Here is a 23,901-nt window from a genome sequence, read left to right as displayed (position 1 = left end):
AAGGAGACTGCCATGTATTCGCGCATACTGGTTGCAACCGATGGCTCGGAACTCGCCGAGAAGGGCGTCGATCACGCCGTGGCCCTTGCCAAGGCCCTCAACGCCGATCTCACCGTGATAACCGCCACCGAGCCCACCCTGATGATCGGCACCGGGGCCGGCATGGCCTGGACATCGAGCGCCGAGGTAATGGACGAACTGATCAAGGCCAACAAGGATCAGGCCAATGCGATCCTCGCCTCGGCCAGGCGCAAGGCCGAAGCGGCGGGAATTGCCTGCAAGACCATCTATGTCCCCGACAGCTATGCGGGCGATGCGATCCTCGACACGGCCGAAGCGCAGGGCCAGAACCTCATCGTCATGGCCTCCCACGGGCGGCGCGGGCTCGGCCGGCTGGTGATGGGCAGCCAGGCCTCCGATGTGCTGAGCCGCTCCAAGATCCCCGTGCTGATCGTCAAGTGACGGGCGGGAGCCGCGCGATCAGCGCCATGGCAGCGGCCGGATTGGCCGGCTTGTTGCCATCGATGACGTAGACGAACACCTCGGCCGGCGCGCCATTGCCCTGCGGCGCACCGTCGATGCGGGGAAAATCGTCGGGCAATTCGCCGCGTGCGATCACCTCGAGGCGCCTTGCCCATCCGTCGAGAGCCTCGGGCGGATAGCCTTCCGCCTCACCTTCGCGCGTGCCCATGATGCGCACGAAGGCGAAATCGGCCGTATGGGCGGCCAGCAGCGGAAAGTCGCTGTCTGCGGCCATCACCACCGCGACGCCATAGCGCTGGGCGAGGGACAAAAAGCGGGCATCGGCGAAGGTCTCGCTGCGCGCCTCGATCGCATGGCGCAGCGGCACGCCATCGATGGACCTGGGCAAGAGCTTGAGGAAATCCTCGAAATCCTCGGCCTCGAAGCGCTTGGTTGCCGGCACCTGCCAGTTGATGGGCCCGAGCTTTTCCCCCAGCGCCCCGACGCCCTGGGCGAAGAATTTCTCGACCGATCCTGCCGCCTCGGCCAAAATCCGGCGATTTGTGCAGAACCGCGAGCCCTTGACCGAAAAGCGGAAATCCTCCGGCACCTCGGAGGCCCATCGGGCAAAGCTCTCCCGCTTCTGGCTGCCATAATAGGTGGCGTTGATCTCGATCGTGCCGAGCCGGCTGGCCGCATAGGCGAGCTCATCCTTCTGCCGCAGCCCCTCGGGGTAGAAATTCTCCCGCCAGGGCTCGAAAACCCAGCCGCCCACGCCCACCCTGATCACCCCGGCCATCGGTTCAAGCCCCTCTTCGCGCCATTGCCGGGCCAGTCTAATCCGACCTTGCACCCCACGGAAACCTCGGGCTGTTGCAGGCGGGCATCTGAGGGGCGTTAATCCGGGCGAAACAATTGCGCCCAAGCCGGGGCAGGACTAGTGTCGAACCGATGAAGAGGGTTCGGGGGCATTTCATGCGGAGCGTTTGGCTGGCGGCGTCCTTCGTCGCGATGATGGGGCCGGCTGTTGCGCTGGGCGGAGAGATCGAGCTCAGCGGCGCGCTGGGCTATAACTGGAGCCCCCACTCCATCGCGACGCTGACCAGTTCGTCGTCGCCGTTCGACTCGCGCACCGACACCCTCTCCTGGGATGGCGCTTCCTTCGATCCCGCGCCCTATTACACGGTGCGCCTCACCTATTGGTCCGAAAGCCTCGCCGATTGGGGCTTCGGCATCGACTATACCCATGCCAAGGCGGTGGCAAAGCGCGCCGAATCGGGCGTCGACGACACCTATAGCTGGCTCGAATTCACCGACGGGCTGAACCTCATCACCGCCAACGTCTTCCACAAATGGGATTGGGACGCCGCCCGCGTCTATGTCGGGGGTGGTGCCGGCATCGCCGTGCCGCATGTCGAGATCGACACGACCGCCGGCTCCATCATCGGGGAAACCTCGACGCGCGAAGCCCAGATCGCCGGTCCGGCCATCCAGCTGGTGGCCGGTGCGAGCTACGAAGTGTTCCCCGGCGTCCGTGCCTTCGGGGAATACAAGGTCGCCTATTCGGTCAACGATACGGTGCTGGGGGGCGGCGTTGCCACCTTCTCGACCAATCTGGTCAACCACCAGATCGTGGGCGGCATCACCATCGCCATCAATGATGGCAGCGGCCTCTGAAGAGCCTCCAAGGAAAGCGCCGAGGCGTGAGAGGGCAAACCCTCTCACCTCACCCCATCAGATCGGGCGCGCATCGCTCCTGAAGACGGCATCGATCTCGGCCAGCACGTCCGGGCTGAGACGGATATCGGCAGCGTCGAGATTTTCTTCGAGCTGGGCCATGCTGGTGGCGCCCACGAGCACGCTGGTCATGAACGGCCGCGAGGCACAGAAGGCCAGCGCCATCTGCGCCAGCGTCATCCCATGCCGCCGGGCAATCTCGCCATAGCGCTCGGTGGCCCGGATTGATTGCGGGTTGATCCGGTACATGCCGCCCTGAACCGCTCCGCGCGTTCCCGGCGGGAGACTGCCATCATTGTACTTGCCCGTCAGCACGCCGGCGGCCAGCGGCGAATAGGCCAGCATGGCGACATCTTCGAGATGGCAGATTTCGGCAAGGTCAAGGTCGAAGGACCGGCGCAGCAGGCTGTATTCGTTCTGGAGGCTGGCAAGCCGAGGCAGCCCGGCGGTTTCGCTGAGCTTGAGCGCCTGCATCACGCCCCAGGCGGTGTCGTTGGAAAAGCCCAGATGTCCGATCTTGCCCTCGCGGACGAAACCGCCAAGCGTCTCCAAGACCTGTGCCAGCCGGTCGCGGGCTGCTGGGGGATCGATGGTGTGGGGCGCATAATCCCATCCGCCTTCCCAGTGGTAGTGATGCCGGCTCGGCCAGTGCAGCTGGTAGAGATCGATCCGCTCGGTGCGCAGACGCCGCAGGCTGCCTTCGAGCGCGCTGCGCAGATCGGCCGAATCGGGGTCGCGCCCGTCCCGTATCCAGGGCCGACCGGGGCCGGCCACCTTGCTGGCGAGCACGATGCGATCGCGGCGCGAGGGCTGGGCGGCCAGCCAATTGCCGATATAGGCCTCGGTCAGACCATAGGTGTCGCCTGAAGGCGGCACGGCATAGAGTTCGGCTGTATCCACCAGCGTCACGCCGCGCTCGAGCGCCAAGTCGAGCTGCGCATGGGCCTCCGCCTCGCTGTTCTGCACGCCCCAGGTCATGGTGCCGAGCCCGAAAGCTGAGACGACGAGGCCTGTTCGGCCCAAAGGCTTGTGTTGCATGGAATTTCCTCTGGAAAACGACAGGCGATTGAAAACGTGGGCACCATAACGAGCGGGGCGCGTGGTGTGAACGAGGCTTTTCCGGCTCGATTTCGCCCCCCGTCAAAAAAGCGTCACGCGGAACGCTTTAGCCCTTGAGCCGGCCGTGGGGAGCCTCTATATACCCCCTGCGCGGCGACGAAAGTTGCAGTGATTGACGCGGGGTGGAGCAGCCCGGTAGCTCGTCAGGCTCATAACCTGAAGGTCGCAGGTTCAAATCCTGCCCCCGCAACCAAATGAAAAACCCCGTCGAACTCAGGTTCGGCGGGGTTTTTATTTGCGCAGAGCCCTGCGTGCGCACGTCAAAGCGTGGCTCTTCCTACAAAGACTTGGCGCTTCGATAGCCTCGTCAGTTCAGGCCCAGTCGTTTGAACACGGCGTCTGCATCCGTACGGATTTCGGCGCGGCGGTCTTGCGTCATCCGCTCGAGCGTCTTGTAGGGCATGGCCATGCGCGGGTTGCCCTTGAGAGCGACTTCGTTCTCGATCAGGAAATTCCAGTAGAGCGGATTGAAGGGGCAGGCCGCCTCGCCGGTCTTGAGGTTGGGGTCATAGCGGCAACTGCCGCAATAATCGGACATGCGGTGGATATACGCGCCGGAGGCGGCATAGGGCTTGGAGGCCAGAAGCCCGCCATCGGCGAACATCACCATGCCATGCACATTGGGCAACTCCACCCATTCGTAGGCATCGGCATAGACCAGCAGATACCAGTCCTCGATCTCCTTCGGGTCGACCCCGGCGAGCAGGGCGAAATTGCCCGTCACCATCAGGCGCTGGATGTGATGGGCATAGGCGTTGTCCCTGGTGTTGCGGATCGATTCGGCGAGACAGACCATGTCGGTCTTTCCACTCCAGTAGAAATCGGGCAGCCTGCGCTTCGCCCCAAGCCGGTTGCCATCCTTGTAACCCGGCATCTGCGTCCAGTAGATGCCGCGCACATATTCGCGCCAGCCCAGGATCTGCCGGATGAAGCCCTCGACCGCGTTGAGAGGCGCTTCGCCCGCTTCATAGGCCGCCTCGGCGCGGTTGCAGACCTCCCTCGCGGTCAGGAGCCCGCAATTGAGATAGGGTGAGAGGGCGGCATGGAAGACGAAATCCTCGCCCCGCCGCATCGCATCCTGATAATCGCCGAAAAATGGCAGGCGATTGCCGATGAAATGATCGAGCGCCCGGAGCGCATCCTCGCGCGTCACCGCCCAGCCAAAGCCGTCGAGCGCGCCGAAATGGTCGCCGAAGCGATCGCCAACGAGCGCGATGACCTCGCGCGTCACCGCATCGGGCGAAAAACGCGGCAAAGCCGGTACGTCGATGTCGGCCGGCAGACGCCTGCGATTGTCGTGGTCGAAATTCCACTGCCCGCCGACAGGATTGGCGCCCTCCATCAGGAGCCCGGTCTGGCGGCGCATGTCGCGATAAAAAAACTCCATCCGGAATTGCCGCCGGCCGTCCGCCCAGCGCGCAAAAGCGCCGCGCGAGCAGAAGAAGCGGTCATCCGCCCGGATCGCGAGGGGCACCGGCAGGGTCTCGGTCCACTCCTGCATCATCTGCCAGACGCGCCATTCGCCCGGCTCGGTCACCACCACCTGTTCGGGCGCGTGCCGTGCTACGGCGCGCCTCAGCTCGCCATCGAAGCTCTGGCTGTTGTCCTCGTCATCGAGCCGCACATAATCGACTTTGATCCCTTCGGAACGCAGCACCTCGGCGAAATGGCGCATCGCGCTGAAGAGGAAGGCGATCTTCTGTTTGTGATGAGGCACATAGGTGGCTTCGGCCATCACCTCGACCATCAGCACCACGTCCTTGTCGGCATCTATGCCGGACAGCGATGCGATCGACCGCGTCAGCTGGTCGCCAAGGATGAGGCGAAGCGTTCCCGTGCCCAATCCCTAGCCTCGCGCCGCGGCGTGCTTGCCGGCGCTGCGGCAGCGGTCAGAGCAGTAGCGCACCTCATCCCATACCGCGGCCCATTTGCGCCGCCAGACGAAGGGCAACCCGCAAGCAGCACAGGTCTTGCGCGGCAGATCCGCCTTCTTGCGCATTTTCGGCATGGTTCAGCCCTTCGTTCGCAGCCTCGAGCGTCCGCCGTCAACGCCAATGACCTGCCCGGTGATCCATCCGCTGTCGGGCGAAACAAGAAGCGCTGCCAGAGCGGCGATATCCTCGGGCACTCCGAGGCGGCCCATGGCATGCATCTGGGCGATGGCGGCGGCCATCTGCTCGCTGCCGGTGAGCGGCGCCGCGAGCGGCGTGCGCGTCAGGGATGGTGCGATGGCGTTGACCCGCACCTTGGGCGCGAGTTCGGCAGCGAGCGCGCGAACCAGCCCCTCGACCGCCCCCTTGGCCATGGAAATCGACGCATGCGACGCAAAGCCCTGCTCGACCGCGACCGATGAAAACAGCAACACCGAGGCCGGGGACGAACTGGCCTTGAGCGCCGGCAACGCCGCCTGCACCGCCAGCGCCGCGCCCATGGCGTTGAGCTCGTAGTCACGCAGCATATCCTGCACTGTCAGCCGGGCGAGCGGCTTGAGGGTGATGGTGCCGACCGCATACACGAGCCCCGCCAGCGGAGTGCCGGCCTCCGCAACGATGCGGGCATGTTCGGCCGGATCCGCGATATCGGCGACGGTGAAGCTTGCGGAAAGATCGTCGGCCAGGGCGCTTAGCGTCTCCTCCGAACGTCCGGAGAGGTGCAGCGACATGCCGCGTGCATGAAGAGCGCGGGCGATGGCCGAACCGATGCCGCCCGACGCGCCATAGACGAGAACCTTTTCCATCGTCGCGCTCCATTTTTGTCAGAGCGGCTACGGATGCAGCCACCCTATGGTTCAGCGTGGAGCGGCGCCAATCACCGGCGTATTGGCCGCCACTTTTTTCGTCTTGCTTTCTTGGGCAGGCCCGGCTCAACTTGTGATGGTGTGAAATGTCCGCCGATAAACGGCGGCACTCCCGGGAGGAAGACCTTGATGAAACATCGCCATATTCTCGCGACGCTTGCCCTTGGCACGATGCTGGCGCCTGTCGCCGCACTGGCCCAGGCCTATCCCGACCGCCCGGTGACGATCATCGTTCCCTTCGCGGCCGGCGGCCCCACCGACACGGTCTCGCGCCTCGTCGGCGAGGTGATGAGCCGCGAACTGGGCCAGCAGGTGCTGATCCAGAATGTCGGCGGTGCGGGTGGTACGCTCGGCGCCGGCCAGGCCGCCGACGCGGAAGCCGACGGTTATACGCTGCTGATCCACCATATCGGCATGTCGACGGCGCCGACGCTCTATCGCAACCTGCCCTTCGATCCTCTGACCGACTTCACCCCCATCGGCCTCATCACCGAAGTGCCGATGACGGTGATCGCCCGCAAGGACTTCGAGTCCGCCTCGCTGGCCGATCTCGTGGAAAAGATCAAGGCCGAGGGCGAGGCCCTGACCTATGGCAATGCCGGCATCGGCGCTGCCAGCCACCTGTGCGGCATGCTGCTGATGGAGGCCGTGGGTGCCCAGATGACCACCGTGCCCTATCAGGGCACGGGCCCGATGATGACCGACCTTCTGGGCGGCCAGATCGACCTCTCCTGCGACCAGACCACCAACACCACCAACCAGATCCTTGCTGGCGAGATCAAGGCCTATGCCGTGACGGTTCCGGAGCGGCTCGCCAACCTGCCGGACCTGCCGACCACTGCTGAAGGCGGCCTGCCGGCCCTCGAAGTGTCGGTCTGGCATGGTCTTTATGGGCCTGAGGGGCTGCCGCAGGAGGTTGTCGACCGCCTGCAGGCGGCGCTCGTGGCGGCCCTTGCCGACGAGACGGTGATCCAGCGCTTCGCCGAACTGGGCACCACCCCGGTCTCGGCCGAAGAGGCGACCCCGGCTGCACTCACGGAAACCCTCACCAGCCAGATCGCGACCTGGAAGCCGATCATCGAAGCGGCCGGCGCCTTCGCCAACTGATCTTGAGGCCCATCGAGAGGCTTTATCACGCTCCGGCCCACGGGCCGGAGCATCTGCCGCGAACCCGGGGGCGCAAGTGGCTGCTCGCATAGTCAGGGATGACCTTATCGCGGGCGGCATCTTCGTGCTGCTCGGCTCATATTTCGCCCTCGAGGCGCTGAATTACCCTCTAGGCACGCCTTTCCGCATGGGCCCGGGCTTCATGCCCGTCGCACTCGGCGGTGTCCTCGTGGCCCTGGGCCTCGCCATCCTGCTCAAGAGCCTGCGCGGCGGCGAAAATGTCGACCAGCACGCACCACCCTGGCGAGCCATCGTGCTCATATCTGGAGCGGTGGTCTTTTTCGGGCTGACCATAAGGGGACTGGGGCTGGTGCCCACGGTCTTCATCACGGTTGCCATAACCGCCCTGGCGAGCCGGATGAACAACATCCTGGCGGCCCTGATCATTGCCCTGGGCATGACGGTGCTATGCACGCTGGTGTTCGCGGTTGGCCTGCGGGTGACCGTGCCGCTTTTCGGCCCCTGGCTGCGCTTCTAGGAGAGCGGAGATGGATATTTTCGCATCCCTGGGGCTGGGCTTTGCCACCGCGCTTGAGCCCATGAACATCCTTTACTGCTTCATCGGCGTGCTGCTGGGCACGCTGGTGGGCGTGTTGCCCGGCATCGGCCCCACGGCGACCATTGCCATGCTGCTGCCGATAACCTTCTCGCTCTCACCGGTGGGGGCGCTGATCATGCTCGCCGGCATCTACTACGGCGCCCAGTATGGCGGCTCCACCACCGCCATCCTGATCAACCTGCCCGGGGAATCCTCGTCAGCCGTCACCGCCATCGATGGCTACCAGATGGCGCGCAAGGGCCGCGCCGGGCCGGCGCTTGCAACGGCGGCGCTCGGCTCGTTCTTTGCCGGTTCGGTGGCAACGCTGCTCCTCGCCTTCTTCGCCCCGCCATTGGCGCGGGCGGCGCTCAGTTTCGGGCCGCCGGAATATTTCGCGCTGATCGTCCTGGGCCTGCTGGTTTCCATTGCCCTTGCCCATGGCTCGATCCTGAAAGCGCTGGCGATGATCGTGCTCGGCCTGCTGCTGGGGATGGTGGGGCAGGACATCTACACCGGCACGCCGCGCTTCACCTTCGGGTTCCGCGAGCTGTTCTCGGGCCTCAATTTCGTTTCCGTGGCGGTGGGTGTTTTCGGGGTCGCCGAAATCCTGCGCAATCTCGAAAGCGAGAAGAACCGCGAGGTGATGGTCAAGAAGGTCACCAACCTTTGGCTCACGCGCGACGATTTCCGCCGCATCACCGCGCCTGTGCTCCGAGGAACCGCTCTGGGTTCTGTACTCGGAATCCTGCCCGGAGGCGGCCATATCCTCTCGGCCTTTGCCTCCTATTCAGCGGAAAAGCGCCTCTCCAAGACCCCGCAGGAATTCGGCAAGGGCGCGATCGAGGGTGTCGCGGGCCCGGAATCGGCCAACAACGCCGCCGCCCAGACCTCCTTCATCCCGCTCCTGACGCTCGGCATCCCGGCCCATCCGGTGATGGCGCTGATGGTTGGCGCCTTCATCCTCCAAGGCATCACGCCCGGTCCCAATGTCATCAACGACGAGCCGGCGCTGTTCTGGGGCATCATCGCCTCGATGTGGATCGGCAATCTGCTGCTGGTCCTGCTCAACCTGCCGCTGATCGGGCTGTGGGTGAAGATGCTGACCATCCCCTACCGCGTGCTGTTTCCGGCCATCGTCATCTTCGCCTGCATCGGCTGCTATTCGATCAACAACAACATCTTCGATGTCTATGGCATCGTGTTCTTCGGGCTTCTGGGCTACGTGCTGATCCGGCTCGGCTGCGAGCCTGCACCGCTGCTGCTGGGGTTCGTGCTGGGCCCCCTGCTCGAGGAGCATTTCCGCCGGGCCATGATCATCTCGCGCGGCGATTTCAGCGTCTTCGTCACCCGGCCGATCTCGGCCGTTCTGCTCGCGCTGGCGCTGGGCGTCGTGATCCTGGCGCTGCTGCCCAGCCTCAGGCGCAAGCGGGCCGAAGTGTTCGTTGAAGAGGATTGAGGGCCCCGATCGCGCAGAGCTGCCCTGCCCCGCGGCGCACTGGACAGGCTCCGCGGGCTCCTGTCCCATGGCCGGCGCCTGATCGCCGTGAGGACGACGGAGAGACCCCGTGACGCTGTTTGCCTCGCTCTTCCCGCTGCTCTGCTGGTTCGCCTATAATTGGGGCATCGGCCTCATCGAAAAGCGGGTGCCGTCGCTTTCGGTCATCATGTCGATGCAGAGGCGGCGTTGGGTGGTCAATGCCAGCCGCCGGGAATCGCCGCTCGACGCCATCCTGTCGGGCAATCTGATGGGGTCGGTGAGCTTTCTGGCCTCGACCTCGGTGCTGCTGGTCCTCGCGGTCTTCACCGCCTTCGGACAGATGGAGGGACTGCTGGCCGCGCTCGACGGCATCGGCCTGCCGCGCAGCTATTCCGTTCATGACGTGCAGGTGCAGTTCCTCGTCATGCTGGCGCTGTTCGTGGGCGCCTTCTTTGCCTTCACCCTCGCGCTCAGGCAGTTCAACCATTTCTGCATCATGATCGGGGCCATGGATCACCGCGCCCAGATCACCGATGCCGAGATCGACGCGATCACGCGCCTCAACGCCATGGGAGCGCAGAACTTCAACAACGGTATCCGCGCCTATTATTTCGCGGTCGCCACCATCGCCTGGTTCGCCGCCGATTGGGCGGCCATCGCCACCACGCTGGTCACAGTGGGCTTTCTCGTGCACCGCGAGTTCTTTTCGACAGCACGCAGCGTCGCGGCCGCGGCAACGCTCATCGCGGCACGACGAGATGCCGAGATGCGCGCCCCTGCCCCGCCGGCCGAGCTGCCGACAGAGGAATAAGCGTCAGAACCGGTTGCTGATCTTGTCAGCGGTCTTGGAGGCCTTGAGGCGATAGCCATCGGCATCGCGCTCACCGATGTCGCCATCTGTGGCATCGGGCATCTCTTCCCACACCGTCATTTCGAGGCGGGCGAGATTGTCCTGCGCCAGGGCAAGGCCCTGCGCTGCCGCAGCCCCGTACAGTTCAAGCGCCCGATCGCGATCGGGTGCAACCGATATGCCGTTTTCGTAGAAATGGCCGAGATTGTTCTGGCCCAGTGCACTGCCGGCATCGGCCGAACGCTGCGTCCAGTTGAACGCCAGCTCGGGATTGGCCTCGACCCCCTCGCCCAGAAGGTAGATGCGCCCGAGATTGGCCGAGGCGAGGCCCTCGCCATTATCGGCCGCCATCTGGTAGAGCGCGAGGGCCTGGTCGATGTCGCGGGCCACGCCATTGCCGGTTTCGTAAAGCACTGCAAGATTGTGCTGGGCCAGCGCAGCGCCTTCGTCGGCGGCCTGCTGGTAAAGCGCGATCGCCGCCGCGAGATCGCGCGGCGTTCCCAGACCCTCGGCCGTCAGCCGGGCGAGATTGGTGCGGGCAAAGGCATTGCCGCCATCCGCGGCGCGCGTATAGAGCGCGACGGCCGCCGTGTGATCGACCGGCATCCCGAGGCCCTGCTGATTGAGGCGGCCGAGCTGGTAGATGCCGTTGATATCGTCCTTGTCCACGGCCCGCTCGAACCAGGCAGCAGCCGCGACATAGTCGCGATCGAGCCCCAGGCCCTCCGAATACATGATCCCGATATTGGTCATGGCGCGCGCCAGACCGCCTTCGGCGGCCCGACGATACCAGCGCGCCGCTTCGGCAAGATCCTGCTCCACGCCATCGCCAACGTCATAGGAATAGCCAAGGCTGTTTTCGGCCGGTGCATAGCCGGCCTCGGCGGCCTGCCGCAGCAGCATGTTGCCGCGCTCGGCATCCATCGCCACGCCGTCCCCGCTCAGCAGCATGTCGCCGAACAGTCCGAGAGCGACGGCATTGCCGGCGTTGGCCGCCTCCTCGAGAAGGGTGGCCGCCCGTTCGGTGGTGCCGGCGGCATAAAGCGCGCGCCCGAGCCAGGCCTTGACCTCGACATCTTCGGGACTTTCCGTCGCGGCCGCTTCGCAGAGAGACACCGCCGTTTCGGCGTCGATAGCCTCGATCTCGTGGCCGACGGCTTCGTAACCGGGCTCGAACGGGCTCGCCGCCTCATTGGCACAGAGAGCCTTGGCGGCCTCCTGGCCCGAGGCAACCGACGTCAGGGCCGCGGTGCCGGCCAGAAGGACCATGACCAGGGGTAGGGCTTTGCGCATGACACGGCTCCGCTTGCGGCTCTGCCCTCAGTCATATGCCGGCCCAGCCATCACGGCAAGGCAGGGCTCGCCGGAGCCCCCCGGAACCCCCTGCCCAGATAGATCCGATAGTTGGTGACGTCGACGCCAAAGCGCGAGACGCCCACCTGCTCGATCTCGACGATTTCGGTGAAGAGGGCGCGGGTTTCATCGAGCAGGGGCCGCCAGCGATCGGCGATGAGGATAGCGTCCTGCCCAGCATGCGCCGCGCCGTCGAACCAAAAGTCGAACTGCTCGGTGGCAGGCGACAGGCTCGTCACGTCGCGATCACCAAGGGCGAAGGCGAGCGGGGAGGCCAGCGCATAGTCGGTGGCAGCAATAAAGCGCGCGTCATGCGCCCTCTGCAGCTCAGCGACACGGGCCCCGACATCCTGCCAGCCATAGGACCAGCCCGAAGTCTGGTCGGCCTGCGAGACCATGGCGAGGATCGGCAGCAGCACATAGTTGACCATGGCAAGCATCGCGAGCACGCCGGTATAGGCGAGATGCGCAAGCAGCACCCAGCGCCGCCTTATCCAGAGACCCAGCACCGGCACCAGCGCCAGATAGCCGACCAGATTCCAGTGAAAAAGAATGTCGGTGAAGAGCGACGCGACGAGCCAGGTCAGCGTCGACACGGCCGCCACGCAAGCCAGCAGCCGCGTGCCCGGATGTTCGCCCGCCGGACGCTTGCGCGCACCCACAAAGCGCAGCGCAGGCCACAAAAGGAAGGGCGAAAGGAAGACGATGATGGTGAGGAGGTAACCGGTCAGTCCCGAGAGGTCGCCAAATTCCGGTAATCCCCGCCGCCCGCCGACGATAAAGCCGAACGAGGCCCAGCCATTCTGGAGGTTCCAGGCAAGCACCGGCGCCTGCATGGCAAGGCTCAGCCCGGCGGCAAGATAGAGATGGGGCGATTTGAGCAACGGCCGGAAGGCGGGCGTTGCGAGGATCATCAGCGCAAAGCCGACGCCGATCAGGGCGCCGTTATATTTGCTCAGCACCGAAAGCCCGAGGCAGAACGCCCCGAAATAGAGCCAGAACCAGCCCCTTGGCGCATCCTGCCGCCACTCTCCCGAAAAGCGGCAGAAGCCGTAAAGGCTCGCCAGGCCGAACAGCGCCAGAAGATGGTCGGGCAGCGCAAAGCCGGTGGTGGCAAAATAGATCGGGGTTCCCAGATAGATGAGGGCCGAAAGCCAGAAGCCGGCTTCGGCACGCTCGGGCGTCAGGAGCCGCGCGATGGCGGAGAGCACAAACAGCGTCCCGACCAGCGAGAGCACGACGGGCAGCCGCACCCCCAGCGTCGTCCACCCGAACAGGGCTCCCGACACGCCCTGGACCCACGCGACCAGCGGGGGGTGATCGAAATAGGAGAGACCGGGATGCTGGCCCCAGAGCCAGTAATACGCCTCGTCCATGAAGATCGCGGCGCTGGCCAGCAGCGCGAGCTTGACGACGAGAAAGCCGAGCGCAAATGCGCGCGCCGGGCCGGCGGGCAGAAGCTCTCGAGGCTCACTCTTCTCCACGATAGCCTCGCGCCAGATAGAGTGTGTGGGTGTTGAGCCATTTGCCGAAGCGCTCGACCTCGCGGGTCTCGAGCCGCTCGAGGGTTTCGAACAAGGCTTCGATCTCCGGTCGCAGCGGCCGCCAGTTGTCGGCGAGGAGGATGGCGTCGGTGCCCTTGTGCAGCGCATCGTCGAACCAGAAATCGAACTGGTCGCGGCGCGGCGACAGGCTTGTCACCGAAGGGTCGGCCATCGCGTAGCCCAGGAGTGCCGCCGTGGTGTAATCGGGGGTCGCGACAAAGCCCGCGCCGTGCTCGGCGCGCAGCGCTGCCACGCGATCGGCCGTCTCCTCCCAGCCATAGACCCAGGCCGAGGCTTCGTCGCGGATCTGCCGGACATCGCCGATGGGCATGATGGTATAATTGACGATGAGGCCCAGGAGCAGCGCCGACCCGTAGAGAAGATGGGCGGCATAGAGCCAGGCGGGCCGGAAGTGAAAGGCCAGAAACGGCAGCAGGGCCAGATAGGCCGGCAGGTTCCAATGAAACAACGCCGTGGTGACGAGCGAGACGGCGAGAATCCCCAGCGTCGATACCACGACGATGGCCCGCGCCACGCCCTCGCCTTTGGCCAGCCCAGCCTTGGCGAGAAACTTCCCGATCGGCCAGAGCGCAAAGGGCGAGAGAAAGACGAGAATGCTGATGAGGAAAGGCACCACCCCATCGGCGCGCTGCGCCAGCCCCTCATGCCGGCCGGCCAGGATGAAGCCGAACGAGGCAAAGCCGTTCTCCATGTTCCAGGCCAGAACCGGCCACTGCACCAAAAGCGCCAGCGCGGCCGCCGCATAGGTCTGCCAGCGCCGCAGCAAAGGCCGCAGCCTCGGGATGAAGACGATGGCGGCAAGAACGCCGAAGCCGATGAAGGCGCCATTATATTTGCTCAGCACCGCAAGCCCGAGCAGAAGCGCGGCGATGAAGAGATCGCGCTCAGGCGTCGGGCGATCCACCCGCCAATCGGCGAGATAGGCGTGAAAGAATAGCAGCGATGCCAGCCCGAAGGTCAGCATCAGGTGATCGGGCAGGGCCACGGCGGTGACCGCGACATAGATCGGGGTCGCAAGCAACAGCACCAGCGTCGTCCAGAACACACCCTCTTTTGCCGCACCACCGAGACGCCGCGCGAAGATCCAGAGGATGGCGATATCGGCGACTAGCGCCAACCCGACCATGATGCGCAGCGAGAAGCGGTTCCAGCCAAAGAGCGCGCCGGCCAGCCCCTGCATCCACGCATTGAGCGGCGGATGATCGTAATAGGACAGCGCCGGATGCTGGCCCCACATCCAGTAATAGGCCTCGTCCATGAACGGGCCGGCCATGGCCATGAGATAAAGCTTGCCCAAAATCAGCAGCCCGGCGGCCAGCTTGAGCCAGACAATGGGAAGGGGCGGCCGGAACGCGGCGCGCGTCACATTCTGCGCCATCACTGAACCTGCCTCCACCATTCGCATTCCCCGAGCCCCGGGGCTTATGGCACGGCCAAGGCGCGAGGCGAAGAGCCTGGTGCCGAGCGCCCGATTGTGATCGGGTTGTTCTTATCTGACATTGACAATCAGGTTTCCGATGCCTTTGATGCGCCCCGTCAAGCGGCCTTCCGCAGGATCTTGAAAGTCTCGTCTCATGCTGGTCTGTCAGTGCAATGTCATCGCCGAACGCCATATCAAGGCTGTCGTGCGGGAAATGCTCAAGGACGATCCCTGGGCCCTGATCGTGCCCGCCAAGGTCTATCGAGCGCTGGAAAAACGCTGCAAGTGCAGCGGTTGCGTGCCGAATGTTGTAGACATTATCACCAAGGTCACCGAAGAGTACCACCAAGAAATGGCTGTCGCGGGGACCGTGCCGGCCACGCAACCATTGCCGGTTGCCGCACCACGCAGAAAGCGCATAGGAGGTCGATATGAAAGGCGAAGCACAGGTCATCGAGCGGCTTAACGAGGCCTTGTTCCTCGAGCTCGGCGCCGTGAACCAGTATTGGGTGCATTACCGCCTGCTCGACGACTGGGGCTACAAGCGCCTCGCCTCCAAGGAGCGCGCCGAGTCGATCGAAGAGATGCATCACGCCGACAAGCTGATCGAGCGCATCATCTTCCTCGAGGGTCATCCCAATCTGCAGCGCGTGGCGCCCCTCCGCATCGGCCAGACCATCAAGGAAGTGCTCGAGGCAGACCTCGCCGGCGAGTATGACGCGCGCAAGGCCTACAAGGCGTCGCGCGAGCTCTGCGAGGAAATCGGCGATTACGTCTCCAAGAACCTGTTCGAGGAACTGCTCGCCGACGAGGAAGGCCATATCGACTTCCTCGAGACCCAGCTCGAGCTGCTCAATCGCATCGGCCTCGAGAAATATGGCCAGCTCAATTCCGCCCCGGCCGACGAAGCCGAATAAGGGCAAGCATGGGGGCGGCAGGGATCCTGCGGCCCCTTTTTTCTGAGGAGCTGACGATGCAGTTCCATCGCGGACGGCTTGTCGACCACGTCCACATCGTGGTCGCCGACATGTCGGTGTCCCTCGCCTTCTACAAGGCCGTACTTGCGGCGCTCGGCATCGCCATCGAGCGCGAAACAGAGCACTTCTTCACCACCGACGAGCTGTTCGTCTCCCCCGCCCGCCCCGGTCAGGCAAAGAGCCACATCCACCTCGCCTTCCAGGCTGACGGGCCAGAACAGGTTGCGGCTTTCCACGCAGCGGGACTTGCTGCCGGTGGCCGCGACAATGGCGGACCGGGGGAGCGCTCCTACCACCCCGGCTATTACGCGGCTTTCCTGCTCGACCCGGACGGCAACAATATCGAAGCGGTCTTCCACGGCCGGGCCGAACGATCGGCCGCATCCGTCGTCATTACACCCAAATAACAATCCCTGCCGCGGCGCCCGGAGGCGCCACGACCGGGAAAAGTAGGCCGCTCAGCGCGGCGGCACGACCGTATTGGCCGGCGCAGCTGCATCGGGCGCGGGAACGCTCGGTGTCTCGCTCGCCGGCGCAGCACCATCCCCTGCCCCATCCGAGATCGGCTGCAGGATCGTATCGAGCTCGTCGATCACCGCGAGGATTGGATCGGGCGCAGCCATCGGCGGCTCCGGGACGAAATTGGGACGCGGCGTTCCGCTCGGGAAGGCACCGAAGCGGTGGAAGAACTCCACCATGTCGGCAAAGACCGGCATGCGCCAGCGCAGCATCTTGCCCATGGCGAACACCGGCTCCATGTGCCCGAAGCCTTCATAATAGCGCTCGGTCACCCAGATGCCCTGTGCCTTGAGCCGCTCGGCGAGAACCTCGGTGTTCTGCCGGCGCACGATGGGGTCATGCGTACCTGTGGCAAGGAACATCGGCGGCGCATTGCCGGTCACGAGATTGACCGGCTGCGTGCCCTCGGGATTGGGCGCCTCGCCAAACGTGTCGCGCACCTCGCCATATTCGAAGGGGTAGAAATTATAGGGCCCAGACAGGGCCGCGACGCCCCGGATCTGCAGGTCGACGCCATATTCGCGCATGAACGAGCTGTCGAGGGCCAGCATCACGGCGTTGTAGGCACCGGCAGAATGGCCAGCGAGGAAAACCCGCTGCGGATCGCCGCCATATTTGGTGATGTTATCCTGCACCCAGCGCAGGGCCTGGGCATTGTCCTCGATGAAGTCGGGATACTTCACCTCGGGAAAAAGCCGGTAATCGGGGATGACGGTAACGAAGCCCGCCGAGGCCAGGGCGCGGCCGACGAACTGATAGTCTGCACGGTTGCCATTGCGCCACGCCCCACCATAGATGAACACCACCACCGGCGCCGCTCCGCTGGGGTTCTTGGGCGTATAGACATCGAGCTTCTTGCGCTGGCCATCGGCATAAGCCACCCCGTCACCGAGCTTGACCGGCTCCTCATCCATGGCCTGCGCCATGTTGAAGGGCGCCATCACGTCGATCTGCGCCTGCGCAGCGCTGGAGGCAAGCAGCATCAGGCCCATGGCGAGGCCGGCGAAAGCGGTACGAAAGGGCTGCGTCAAAATCACTGCGTCATCGCGATGCTTGATGGTGGACCAGGGCGACTTATCGGCCGCGAACCCGAAAACAATGTGACCGGCCGGGAATTTACCCGGCCGGTCGCGTGAGTGTGAAGGATTAAGTTGGGCGTCAGCGCAGCTTGGTCAGCAATGTTCCGGAGGCATGGCCATCGGCCAGCATGCCATTGCGCGCCTGATAGCTCATGATCGCCTGGCGCGTGCGCGGACCGATCACCCCGTCGGGCGTGCCCACATCGAAGCCGCGCCGCGACAGCAATTGCTGCAGTTCGAGCCGCTGCGGGCGCGTCAGGCCCTTGTCGTCGGCGGGCCAGCCGGCCACGAAGCTGCCGCTGCCCAGCACCCGGTCGGCGAGATGTCCGACCGCCAGCGCATAGCTGTCCGAATTGTTGTAGCGCTTGATGACATCGAAATTGCGCAGCAGCAGGAACACCGGCCCATTGCCGCCGGCGGGCATATAGAGGCGCGCCTCATCCTGCTGGCGCGGAAAGGCGCGGCCGGCAACCCGGGTGATCCCCATGGCCTGCCACGCGCTGATCGGCATCTTGCCCAGGCCCCAGGCCCGGCCATAATCGAAGCCGCGCGGTAGCTGGACTTCATAGCCCCAGGTCTCCCCGGCGGTCCAGCCATGGCTCTTGAGGTAATTGGCCGTGGACGCCAGCGCATCGGGAATGGAGTTCCAGATATCCGTGCGCCCGTCCCTGTTCCAGTCCACCGCATAGCTGACAAAGCTCGAGGGCATGAACTGGGTGTGGCCCATGGCGCCGGCCCACGAGCCGACCATCTCCTTGGGAGAAATATGGCCATCCGAGGCAATCTGCAGCGCCGTCAGCAGCTCGTTGCGGAAGAAGTCCTTGCGGTACCCCTCATAGGTGAGGGTAGCGAGCGCATGGATGGTGTTGTTGCCGCCCATATAGGAGCCGAAATTGGTCTCCATGCCCCAGATGGCAAGGATGAGCTCGGGCTGCACGCCATAATGGGAAGAGACCGCCGCAAGCGTCTGGGCCCATTCGCCACGCATTTTGCGCCCGGTGGCAACCTGCCGGTCCGTCACCCGCTTGCCGACATAGGCCCCGACAGATTCAGCGAATTCCGGCTGCTTGCGCGTCTGGTCGACGATGCGCGGGCTGGGCTGGAAGCCATTGAGCGAGGCCTCGAACACCGTCCGCTTCACCCCGCGCGCCTGCGCATCGGGCCAGAGATCGGCGACGAAGGACGCCGGCGATGCGGAAGCCGGCATCGCCATCGGCAGGCTCAGGCCAACAAGCGAGAGGGCTGCCATAAGGGACTTTGCGAGGAGAGGGAGCTTGGGTACGCCGGACATCTGGGCCTCTTCATTCAACGCAATCGAACACTCTGCCGTTCAAGGATGGTCGAGCCACGGCCCCCCGCGCGATCATCCCTCCGACGACATGAGCCGCATTTTGCGGCCGTCGCATTAATGTGCCGTTAAGCGCAACACCAAGTCGGGGGCATGGCCGGTCACTGGCTTGTGAAGAGGCGGCTGCGCGATGAACGGCCGGCCGTCCTTAACCGTGTTCTGAGTTCGCGCTGCCGAAAGGTAAATTTTGAGTTAAAGTTGCGGCATCATCCCTGAGCGCACGGGCCGCGGATCATGACGCTAGCGATCGACAGTCTGAACCCTGCCGAGACCACCATCGAGCCCACCGGGCCGCGTGCCCTGCCGCTCATCGGCCATCTCGTCGACATGAGCCGCGACACCCTCGGCTTCTTCGAGCGCAGCGCAAAGGAGCACGGGGATGTCACCCGCCTGCAGGTCGGGGCGTGGCCGGCCCTGCTGATCAACAATTCCGATCTGATCGAGCAGGTGCTGGTCAAGCAGCATGAGAAATTCACCAAGAACCGCGTGTTCTGGCGGCAGCTCGAAGCCCTGTTGGGCAACGGGCTCTTCACTGCCGAAGGCGCAAGCTGGCAGCGCCAGCGCAAGCTCGCAGCCCCGGCCTTCGCCACCCAGCCGCTCGCCGGCTATGCGCCGCACATGGTGGCCATCACCGAGGCAACCATTGCCCAATGGCGTGACGGGCAGGAGATCGACCTCCACAAGGAGACCATGACGCTGGCCCTGCGCATCGCCGCCAAGACCCTGCTCGATGCCGACATCGAAGCCGAGGTCAACGACATGGAGCAGGCCGGCAACTGGGTGATCGATGAAGTCGCCGCCCGGTTTTCAAGGCCGGTGGTCATTCCCGACTGGGTGCCCCTGCCCGGCCATGTCCGCTATATGAAGGGCATCGGCATCATCGACCGCGTCGTCGGCCGCGTCATTGCCGATCATCGCTCGGGCAAGAAGGAGGCCAATGGCTTTCTGGCCCTCCTCATGCAGGGCCGCGACGAGACCGGTGGCGCCCTCACGGACAGGCAATTGCGCGACGAGATCTGCAACATGCTGCTGGCCGGCTACGAGACATCGGCTCTTTCGATGTCCTGGGGCTTTCATCTGCTCGGCCAGCATCGCGACATCCAGTCTGCGCTGGCACGGGAAGTCCTAGAGGTTTGCGGCGAACGGCCGGTGACCCACGAGGACATTCCGGCTCTTCGACAGATCGAGCACGCTGTCATCGAGATCATGCGGCTCCTGCCGCCCGGCTGGGCAATCGGCCGCGAGGCGAGCGAGGATCTCCGGATCGGTCCCTATGAGGTGAAGAAGGGGACGACAATCATCCTCAGCCCCTGGGTCACCCACCGGGACGCCCGCTATTACGAAGCGCCGCTCGAGTTTCGCCCCGAGCGCTGGGCCGGCGACTTCCGCCGCCGGCTGCCGCGCTTCGCCTATTTCCCCTTCGGCGGAGGTCCGAGGGTCTGCATCGGCAACCGCTTCGCCATGATGGAAGCGATGCTTTTGCTCGCCACCATCGTGCGGCGGTTCGACGTCGAACGCCTGACCGACAGGCCGGTGAAGCTGTTGCCCTCGATCACGCTGCGCCCTCAGGGCGGCATCTGGGTCCGCCTGCACGCGCGCGGCTGAGGTTCAGCCCGCCGCCTTCGGCAAGAAATTCAAAGCCACGCCGTTGATGCAGTAGCGCAGTCCTGTGGGCGGCGGGCCATCGGGAAACACATGTCCGAGATGGCTGCCGCAGGTGGCGCAATGCACCTCCGTGCGCACCATGCCAAAACTGCGATCCGTAGTGGTCTCTACGGAGCCCGGCACCGGGTCATTGAAGCTGGGCCAGCCGGTGCCCGACTCGAATTTCAGCGTGGCTTCGAACAGCGGTCTGTCACAGCCGGCACAACAGAAGGTCCCGGCACGCTTTTCATGCAGCAGCGCGCAGGAGCCGGGCCGCTCCGTCCCATGCTCGCGCATGATGTAATATTGCTCGGGCGACAGCATGGCGCGCCATTCGGCATCGGAGCGGGTGACGGGATAGGTCTTTTCAGCGATCTGGGCCATGAACGTCTCCTTGTGCGAGGCTTCTAGATAGGCGCTTTTGCATCGCATTGCATCGGGTGCCGGCGTGTGTGGCAGTCAGTGCGAAGCGAGTGGCTGAACGGCTTTGCTGCAACTTGCACTCAGCTCAAGCAGCACGCCCCCTCGCCCCGTGCTGTGGACGCAAAAAAGCCCCCGGGATTTATCCGGGGGCTTTTGGGTTGTCAGAGAAGAGATTGTGTTGTGTTTTTGGCAGACCTGGCGGCGACCTACTCTCCCAAGTCTTGAGACTTAGTACCATTGGCGCGACGGGATTTAACGGTCGAGTTCGGGATGGGATCGGGTTCTGGGCCCCGCGCGATAACCACCAGATCGGCGAAAAACACAACTGGTGAATTCTGGTTTTGATGATCCTTTGGTGCAGTGCCGTTTGGCGCTGCGGGCATTGATTAATGAGAACGATCAAGCCGATCGAGCTATTAGTACCGGTCAGCTTCACACATTGCTGCGCTTCCACATCCGGCCTATCAACGTGGTGGTCTTCCACGGCTCTGATAGGGAATACTCGTTTTAAGGGGGGCTTCCTGCTTAGATGCTTTCAGCAGTTATCCCTTCCGCACATAGCTACCCTGCACTGCGGCTGGCGCCACAACAGGTCCACCAGAGGTGCGTCCATCCCGGTCCTCTCGTACTAGGGACAGCTCCTCTCAATATTCCGACACCCACGGCAGATAGGGACCGAACTGTCTCACGACGTTCTGAACCCAGCTCACGTACCACTTTAAATGGCGAACAGCCATACCCTTGGGACCTGCTCCAGCCCCAGGATGTGATGAGCCGACATCGAGGTGCCAAACACTGCCGTCGCTATGGACGCTTGGGCAGTATCAGCCTGTTATCCCCAGAGTACCTTTTATCCGTTGAGCGATGGCCCTTCCACACGGGACCACCGGATCACTATGACCGACTTTCGTCTCTGCTCGACTTGTCAGTCTCGCAGTCAGGCAGGCTTATGCCATTGCACTCGACGACCGATTTCCGACCGGTCTGAGCCCACCATCGCGCGCCTCCGTTACCTTTTGGGAGGCGACCGCCCCAGTCAAACTACCCACCATGCGCTGTCCCGGATGCTGTTACATCGCGGTTAGACAGTCATGACGATAAGGGTGGTATCTCATCTTGCGGCTCCACCAGAGCTAGCGCCCTGGCTTCAAAGCCTACCACCTATCCTGCACATGCCGACACGAATGCCAGCGCAAAGCTATAGTAAAGGTTCATGGGGTCTTTCCGTCTGACCGCGGGAACCCCGCATCTTCACGGGGAATTCAATTTCGCTGAGTCGATGCTGGAGACAGTGGGGAAGTCGTTACGCCATTCGTGCAGGTCGGAACTTACCCGACAAGGAATTTCGCTACCTTAGGACCGTTATAGTTACGGCCGCCGTTTACCGGGGCTTCAATTCAATGCTTGCACATCTCCTTTTAACCTTCCGGCACCGGGCAGGCGTCAGACCCTATACGTCGTTTTGCAACTTCGCAGAGCCCTGTGTTTTTGATAAACAGTCGCCACCCCCTCTTTTGTGCCACCCCATACCGGTTGCCCAATATGAGGTCACGCTTATCCCGAAGTTACGCGTGCAATTTGCCGAGTTCCTTCAGCATCGTTCTCTCAAGCGCCTTGGTATGCTCTACCAGTCCACCTGTGTCGGTTTAGGGTACGGTCTATGTCGGTGGAGCTATTTCCTGGAACCGGCTCACTGCATCCCCAATCCGATAAGGGGATACAGACCCGCGCGATCCGTCACTACCACCAGGCCCACGAATATTAACGTGGTTCCCATCGTCTACGCGTTTCCGCCTCGACTTAGGGGCCGGCTAACCCTGCGCTGATTAGCATTGCGCAGGAACCCTTGGACTTTCGGCGAGAGTGTCTCTCACACTCTTTATCGCTACTCATGTCATCATTCGCACTTCCGATACCTCCAGGAGCTCTCACGAGTCTCCCTTCGCCGGCTTACGGAACGCTCCGCTACCGCTTGCATGTAAACATGCAAACCCTAAGCTTCGGTGCGTGGTTTGAGCCCCGTTACATCTTCGCCGCAGGAACGCTTGACCAGTGAGCTGTTACGCTATCTTTAAAGGATGGCTGCTTCTAAGCCAACCTCCTGGTTGTCTAAGCATTCCCACATGCTTTCCCACTTAACCACGACTTGGGGACCTTAGCTGTAGGTCAGGGTTGTTTCCCTCTTGACGATGGACGTTAGCACCCACCGTCTGTCTCCCGGATAGTACTCTTGGGTATTCGGAGTTTGGTTAGGTTTGGTAAGTCGGTGAGACCCCCTAGCCCATCCAGTGCTCTACCCCCCAAGGTATTCGTCCGAGGCGATACCTAAATATCTTTCGCGGAGAACCAGCTATTTCCGAGTTTGATTAGCCTTTCACCCCTAGCCACAAGTCATCCCCGTCTTTTTCAACAGACGTGGGTTCGGCCCTCCAGTAAGTGTTACCTTACCTTCAGCCTGCTCATGGCTAGATCACTCGGGTTCGGGTCTAATCCGTCTAACTTCGCGCCCTATTCAGACTCGCTTTCGCTGCGCCTACACCTAACGGCTTAAGCTTGCTAGACAGACTAAGTCGATGACCCATTATACAAGAGGTACGCCGTCACCCAGGACAAACCTTGGGCTCCGACTGTTTGTAAGCATCCAGTTTCAGGAACTCTTTCACTCCCCTCGTCGGGGTGCTTTTCACCTTTCCCTCACGGTACTTGTTCGCTATCGGTCGCATGCGAGTACTTAGGCTTGGAGAGTGGTCTCCCCATGTTCAGACAGGATTTCACGTGTCCCGCCCTACTCGAGGACCTATGGGCTTTCTACCGGTACGGGGCTCTCACCCACTATGGCGGACTTTTCCAAGTCCTTCCCGTTCTTACCCACAGGCCACTGGCCTGGTCCGCGTTCGCTCGCCACTACTAACGGAGTCTCGGTTGATGTCCTTTCCTCCAGGTACTTAGATGTTTCAGTTCCCTGGGTTAGCTCCCTTTCGGGTGACCTAAATGGTCGGGTTGCCCCATTCGGAAATCCTCGGATCAAAGCTTATTCGCAGCTCCCCGAGGCTTATCGCAGCGTATTACGTCCTTCATCGCCTGCATGCGCCAAGGCATCCACTAGATGCTCTTAAGGCACTTGATCGTTCTCATTATCAATGCCCGCAACCCGCCCGACCCCTCTTGTAAAGGTACGGGCAGTCACGGGACCGAACGATAATCCACGCCATCACGGCGTGGCTTTTGATCGGTCAGATCAAAAAAAACCAGAATTCACGTGGCGCGCTGTCTCTCCCCGGGGTGCGGGTCAAACAAGCAGCGAGCCATCTCTTCACGATGTCGAAAGATCCGGACGCCTCACCGCTCAATCGCGATGAACAGCATCCAAACTTGCTCTCTGAACCAAGCGACAAAAACAAACAGTAGATCTAGGAAGTGCATCCC

21 protein-coding genes, 1 tRNA gene and 2 rRNA genes are annotated in these 23,901 nt (G+C 63.2%); 11 read left to right on the top strand and 13 right to left on the bottom strand.

Translation table 11 applies throughout. The annotated features are described in order from the left end of the window. Positions 1 to 12: 12 nt before the first annotated feature. Positions 13 to 462: a universal stress protein gene (locus BT183_RS18630; RefSeq protein ID WP_072346441.1), complete on the top strand. Its 450-nt coding sequence runs from the start codon at positions 13 to 15 to the stop codon at positions 460 to 462. On the opposite strand, the gene BT183_RS18625 is transcribed toward BT183_RS18630, so the two are convergent. Then, positions 455 to 1,261: a DUF72 domain-containing protein gene (locus BT183_RS18625; RefSeq protein WP_072346440.1), complete on the bottom strand. Its 807-nt coding sequence runs from the start codon at positions 1,259 to 1,261 to the stop codon at positions 455 to 457. The genes BT183_RS18630 and BT183_RS18625 overlap by 8 nt on opposite strands. 176 nt (positions 1,262 to 1,437) lie before the next feature. On the opposite strand from BT183_RS18625, the gene BT183_RS18620 reads away from it, so the two are divergent. Further along, positions 1,438 to 2,139 (top strand): outer membrane protein, encoded by a 702-nt coding sequence (locus BT183_RS18620; protein ID WP_072346939.1) that lies wholly within the window; start codon positions 1,438 to 1,440, stop codon positions 2,137 to 2,139. 57 nt (positions 2,140 to 2,196) lie between these two features. Here the strand turns inward: BT183_RS18620 and BT183_RS18615 are convergent, their stop codons facing one another. Further along, the gene (locus BT183_RS18615; protein WP_072346439.1) at positions 2,197 to 3,237 is read right to left on the bottom strand and encodes an aldo/keto reductase; all 1,041 of its coding nucleotides are present in this window, start codon (positions 3,235 to 3,237) and stop codon (positions 2,197 to 2,199) included. Between the two features lie 197 nt (positions 3,238 to 3,434). Here BT183_RS18615 and BT183_RS18610 point away from each other — a divergent pair. Then, positions 3,435 to 3,511: transfer RNA gene (locus BT183_RS18610), tRNA-Met, on the top strand. A 114-nt stretch (positions 3,512 to 3,625) separates the two neighbouring features. On the opposite strand, the gene BT183_RS18605 is transcribed toward BT183_RS18610, so the two are convergent. Genes BT183_RS18605 through BT183_RS18595 form a run of 3 tightly spaced genes read right to left on the bottom strand, consistent with a single transcriptional unit; the run spans position 3,626 to position 6,055 of the window. Continuing rightward, positions 3,626 to 5,161, bottom strand: coding sequence for a cryptochrome/photolyase family protein (locus tag BT183_RS18605; protein ID WP_072346437.1), 1,536 nt, complete (start codon positions 5,159 to 5,161; stop codon positions 3,626 to 3,628). 3 nt (positions 5,162 to 5,164) lie between these two features. After that, entirely contained in the window at positions 5,165 to 5,326 is a 162-nt protein-coding gene (locus tag BT183_RS18600) for a DUF2256 domain-containing protein (protein WP_072346435.1), read from the bottom strand. Positions 5,327 to 5,329: 3 nt separating this feature from the next. Continuing rightward, positions 5,330 to 6,055, bottom strand: coding sequence for an SDR family NAD(P)-dependent oxidoreductase (locus BT183_RS18595; RefSeq protein WP_072346433.1), 726 nt, complete (start codon positions 6,053 to 6,055; stop codon positions 5,330 to 5,332). A gap of 189 nt (positions 6,056 to 6,244) precedes the next feature. Between BT183_RS18595 and BT183_RS18590 the strand changes: the two genes are divergently transcribed. The 4 genes from BT183_RS18590 (at position 6,245) to BT183_RS18575 (ending at position 10,108) form a co-directional block, all read left to right on the top strand. Next, entirely contained in the window at positions 6,245 to 7,222 is a 978-nt protein-coding gene (locus BT183_RS18590) for a tripartite tricarboxylate transporter substrate-binding protein (protein WP_072346937.1), read from the top strand. Positions 7,223 to 7,298: 76 nt separating this feature from the next. Further along, on the top strand, positions 7,299 to 7,760 hold the full coding sequence (locus tag BT183_RS18585; protein ID WP_072346431.1) for a tripartite tricarboxylate transporter TctB family protein: 462 nt from the start codon (positions 7,299 to 7,301) through the stop codon (positions 7,758 to 7,760). A gap of 10 nt (positions 7,761 to 7,770) precedes the next feature. Further along, positions 7,771 to 9,276, top strand: a complete 1,506-nt coding sequence (locus BT183_RS18580; protein ID WP_072346429.1) for a tripartite tricarboxylate transporter permease — start codon at positions 7,771 to 7,773, stop codon at positions 9,274 to 9,276. Positions 9,277 to 9,385: 109 nt separating this feature from the next. Further along, positions 9,386 to 10,108 (top strand): DUF599 domain-containing protein, encoded by a 723-nt coding sequence (locus BT183_RS18575; protein ID WP_072346427.1) that lies wholly within the window; start codon positions 9,386 to 9,388, stop codon positions 10,106 to 10,108. A 3-nt stretch (positions 10,109 to 10,111) separates the two neighbouring features. Here the strand turns inward: BT183_RS18575 and BT183_RS18570 are convergent, their stop codons facing one another. From BT183_RS18570 to BT183_RS18560, 3 genes are read right to left on the bottom strand one after another with little or no spacing between them, the layout of a single operon-like run. Beyond that, positions 10,112 to 11,440 (bottom strand): tetratricopeptide repeat protein, encoded by a 1,329-nt coding sequence (locus tag BT183_RS18570; protein ID WP_084603690.1) that lies wholly within the window; start codon positions 11,438 to 11,440, stop codon positions 10,112 to 10,114. A gap of 50 nt (positions 11,441 to 11,490) precedes the next feature. Then, positions 11,491 to 12,984, bottom strand: a complete 1,494-nt coding sequence (locus BT183_RS18565; RefSeq protein ID WP_072346423.1) for an ArnT family glycosyltransferase — start codon at positions 12,982 to 12,984, stop codon at positions 11,491 to 11,493. Further along, entirely contained in the window at positions 12,971 to 14,443 is a 1,473-nt protein-coding gene (locus BT183_RS18560; RefSeq protein WP_072346421.1) for an ArnT family glycosyltransferase, read from the bottom strand. The genes BT183_RS18565 and BT183_RS18560 overlap by 14 nt, the downstream gene beginning before the upstream one ends. Positions 14,444 to 14,639: 196 nt before the next feature. On the opposite strand from BT183_RS18560, the gene BT183_RS18555 reads away from it, so the two are divergent. From BT183_RS18555 to BT183_RS18545, 3 genes are read left to right on the top strand one after another with little or no spacing between them, the layout of a single operon-like run. Next, the gene (locus BT183_RS18555) at positions 14,640 to 14,951 is read left to right on the top strand and encodes a (2Fe-2S)-binding protein (RefSeq protein WP_072346420.1); all 312 of its coding nucleotides are present in this window, start codon (positions 14,640 to 14,642) and stop codon (positions 14,949 to 14,951) included. Further along, positions 14,917 to 15,402, top strand: a complete 486-nt coding sequence (gene bfr / locus BT183_RS18550) for a bacterioferritin (RefSeq protein ID WP_072346418.1) — start codon at positions 14,917 to 14,919, stop codon at positions 15,400 to 15,402. The genes BT183_RS18555 and bfr overlap by 35 nt, the downstream gene beginning before the upstream one ends. A gap of 56 nt (positions 15,403 to 15,458) precedes the next feature. Next, entirely contained in the window at positions 15,459 to 15,869 is a 411-nt protein-coding gene (locus tag BT183_RS18545) for a VOC family protein (protein WP_072346935.1), read from the top strand. Between the two features lie 51 nt (positions 15,870 to 15,920). Here BT183_RS18545 and BT183_RS18540 read toward each other — a convergent pair whose 3' ends face one another. Both BT183_RS18540 and BT183_RS18535 read right to left on the bottom strand, forming a co-directional pair. Continuing rightward, positions 15,921 to 17,012, bottom strand: a complete 1,092-nt coding sequence (locus BT183_RS18540; protein ID WP_244545392.1) for an alpha/beta hydrolase — start codon at positions 17,010 to 17,012, stop codon at positions 15,921 to 15,923. Positions 17,013 to 17,139: 127 nt separating this feature from the next. Next, a complete protein-coding gene (locus BT183_RS18535; RefSeq protein WP_244545391.1) occupies positions 17,140 to 18,273 on the bottom strand; it encodes a lytic murein transglycosylase in 1,134 nt (377 codons plus the stop codon). Positions 18,274 to 18,642: 369 nt separating this feature from the next. Between BT183_RS18535 and BT183_RS18530 the strand changes: the two genes are divergently transcribed. Then, positions 18,643 to 20,013, top strand: coding sequence for a cytochrome P450 (locus tag BT183_RS18530; protein ID WP_072346414.1), 1,371 nt, complete (start codon positions 18,643 to 18,645; stop codon positions 20,011 to 20,013). Positions 20,014 to 20,016: 3 nt separating this feature from the next. On the opposite strand, the gene msrB is transcribed toward BT183_RS18530, so the two are convergent. The 3 genes from msrB to BT183_RS18515 form a co-directional block, all read right to left on the bottom strand. Then, the gene (gene msrB / locus BT183_RS18525; protein WP_143145929.1) at positions 20,017 to 20,427 is read right to left on the bottom strand and encodes a peptide-methionine (R)-S-oxide reductase MsrB; all 411 of its coding nucleotides are present in this window, start codon (positions 20,425 to 20,427) and stop codon (positions 20,017 to 20,019) included. Between the two features lie 241 nt (positions 20,428 to 20,668). Next, positions 20,669 to 20,784 (bottom strand): 5S ribosomal RNA (gene rrf / locus BT183_RS18520). 86 nt (positions 20,785 to 20,870) lie between these two features. Then, a 23S ribosomal RNA gene (locus BT183_RS18515) occupies positions 20,871 to 23,602 on the bottom strand. Between the last annotated feature and the right edge of the window lie 299 nt (positions 23,603 to 23,901).

Source organism: Devosia enhydra (assembly GCF_900119845.1).
Classification (GTDB): Bacteria; Pseudomonadota; Alphaproteobacteria; order Rhizobiales; family Devosiaceae; genus FPKU01.
Note: the sequence above shows the minus strand (reverse complement) of the source record. Positions and strands in the feature narration are given on the sequence as shown.

What these genes read in the sequence shown, in the direction of transcription:
- BT183_RS18530 (WP_072346414.1), top strand. Translation starts at nt 18,643, where the DNA reads ATGACGCTAGCGATCGACAGTCTGAACCCTGCCGAGACCACCATCGAG.
- BT183_RS18615 (WP_072346439.1), bottom strand. Translation starts at nt 3,237, where the DNA reads ATGCAACACAAGCCTTTGGGCCGAACAGGCCTCGTCGTCTCAGCTTTC.
- BT183_RS18625 (WP_072346440.1), bottom strand. Translation starts at nt 1,261, where the DNA reads ATGGCCGGGGTGATCAGGGTGGGCGTGGGCGGCTGGGTTTTCGAGCCC.
- BT183_RS18595 (WP_072346433.1), bottom strand. Translation starts at nt 6,055, where the DNA reads ATGGAAAAGGTTCTCGTCTATGGCGCGTCGGGCGGCATCGGTTCGGCC.
- BT183_RS18630 (WP_072346441.1), top strand. Translation starts at nt 13, where the DNA reads ATGTATTCGCGCATACTGGTTGCAACCGATGGCTCGGAACTCGCCGAG.
- BT183_RS18535 (WP_244545391.1), bottom strand. Translation starts at nt 18,273, where the DNA reads ATGGCGATGCCGGCTTCCGCATCGCCGGCGTCCTTCGTCGCCGATCTC.
- bfr (WP_072346418.1), top strand. Translation starts at nt 14,917, where the DNA reads ATGAAAGGCGAAGCACAGGTCATCGAGCGGCTTAACGAGGCCTTGTTC.
- BT183_RS18545 (WP_072346935.1), top strand. Translation starts at nt 15,459, where the DNA reads ATGCAGTTCCATCGCGGACGGCTTGTCGACCACGTCCACATCGTGGTC.
- BT183_RS18555 (WP_072346420.1), top strand. Translation starts at nt 14,640, where the DNA reads ATGCTGGTCTGTCAGTGCAATGTCATCGCCGAACGCCATATCAAGGCT.
- BT183_RS18580 (WP_072346429.1), top strand. Translation starts at nt 7,771, where the DNA reads ATGGATATTTTCGCATCCCTGGGGCTGGGCTTTGCCACCGCGCTTGAG.
- BT183_RS18600 (WP_072346435.1), bottom strand. Translation starts at nt 5,326, where the DNA reads ATGCCGAAAATGCGCAAGAAGGCGGATCTGCCGCGCAAGACCTGTGCT.
- BT183_RS18590 (WP_072346937.1), top strand. Translation starts at nt 6,245, where the DNA reads ATGAAACATCGCCATATTCTCGCGACGCTTGCCCTTGGCACGATGCTG.
- BT183_RS18570 (WP_084603690.1), bottom strand. Translation starts at nt 11,440, where the DNA reads ATGCGCAAAGCCCTACCCCTGGTCATGGTCCTTCTGGCCGGCACCGCG.
- BT183_RS18620 (WP_072346939.1), top strand. Translation starts at nt 1,438, where the DNA reads ATGCGGAGCGTTTGGCTGGCGGCGTCCTTCGTCGCGATGATGGGGCCG.
- BT183_RS18560 (WP_072346421.1), bottom strand. Translation starts at nt 14,443, where the DNA reads ATGGCGCAGAATGTGACGCGCGCCGCGTTCCGGCCGCCCCTTCCCATT.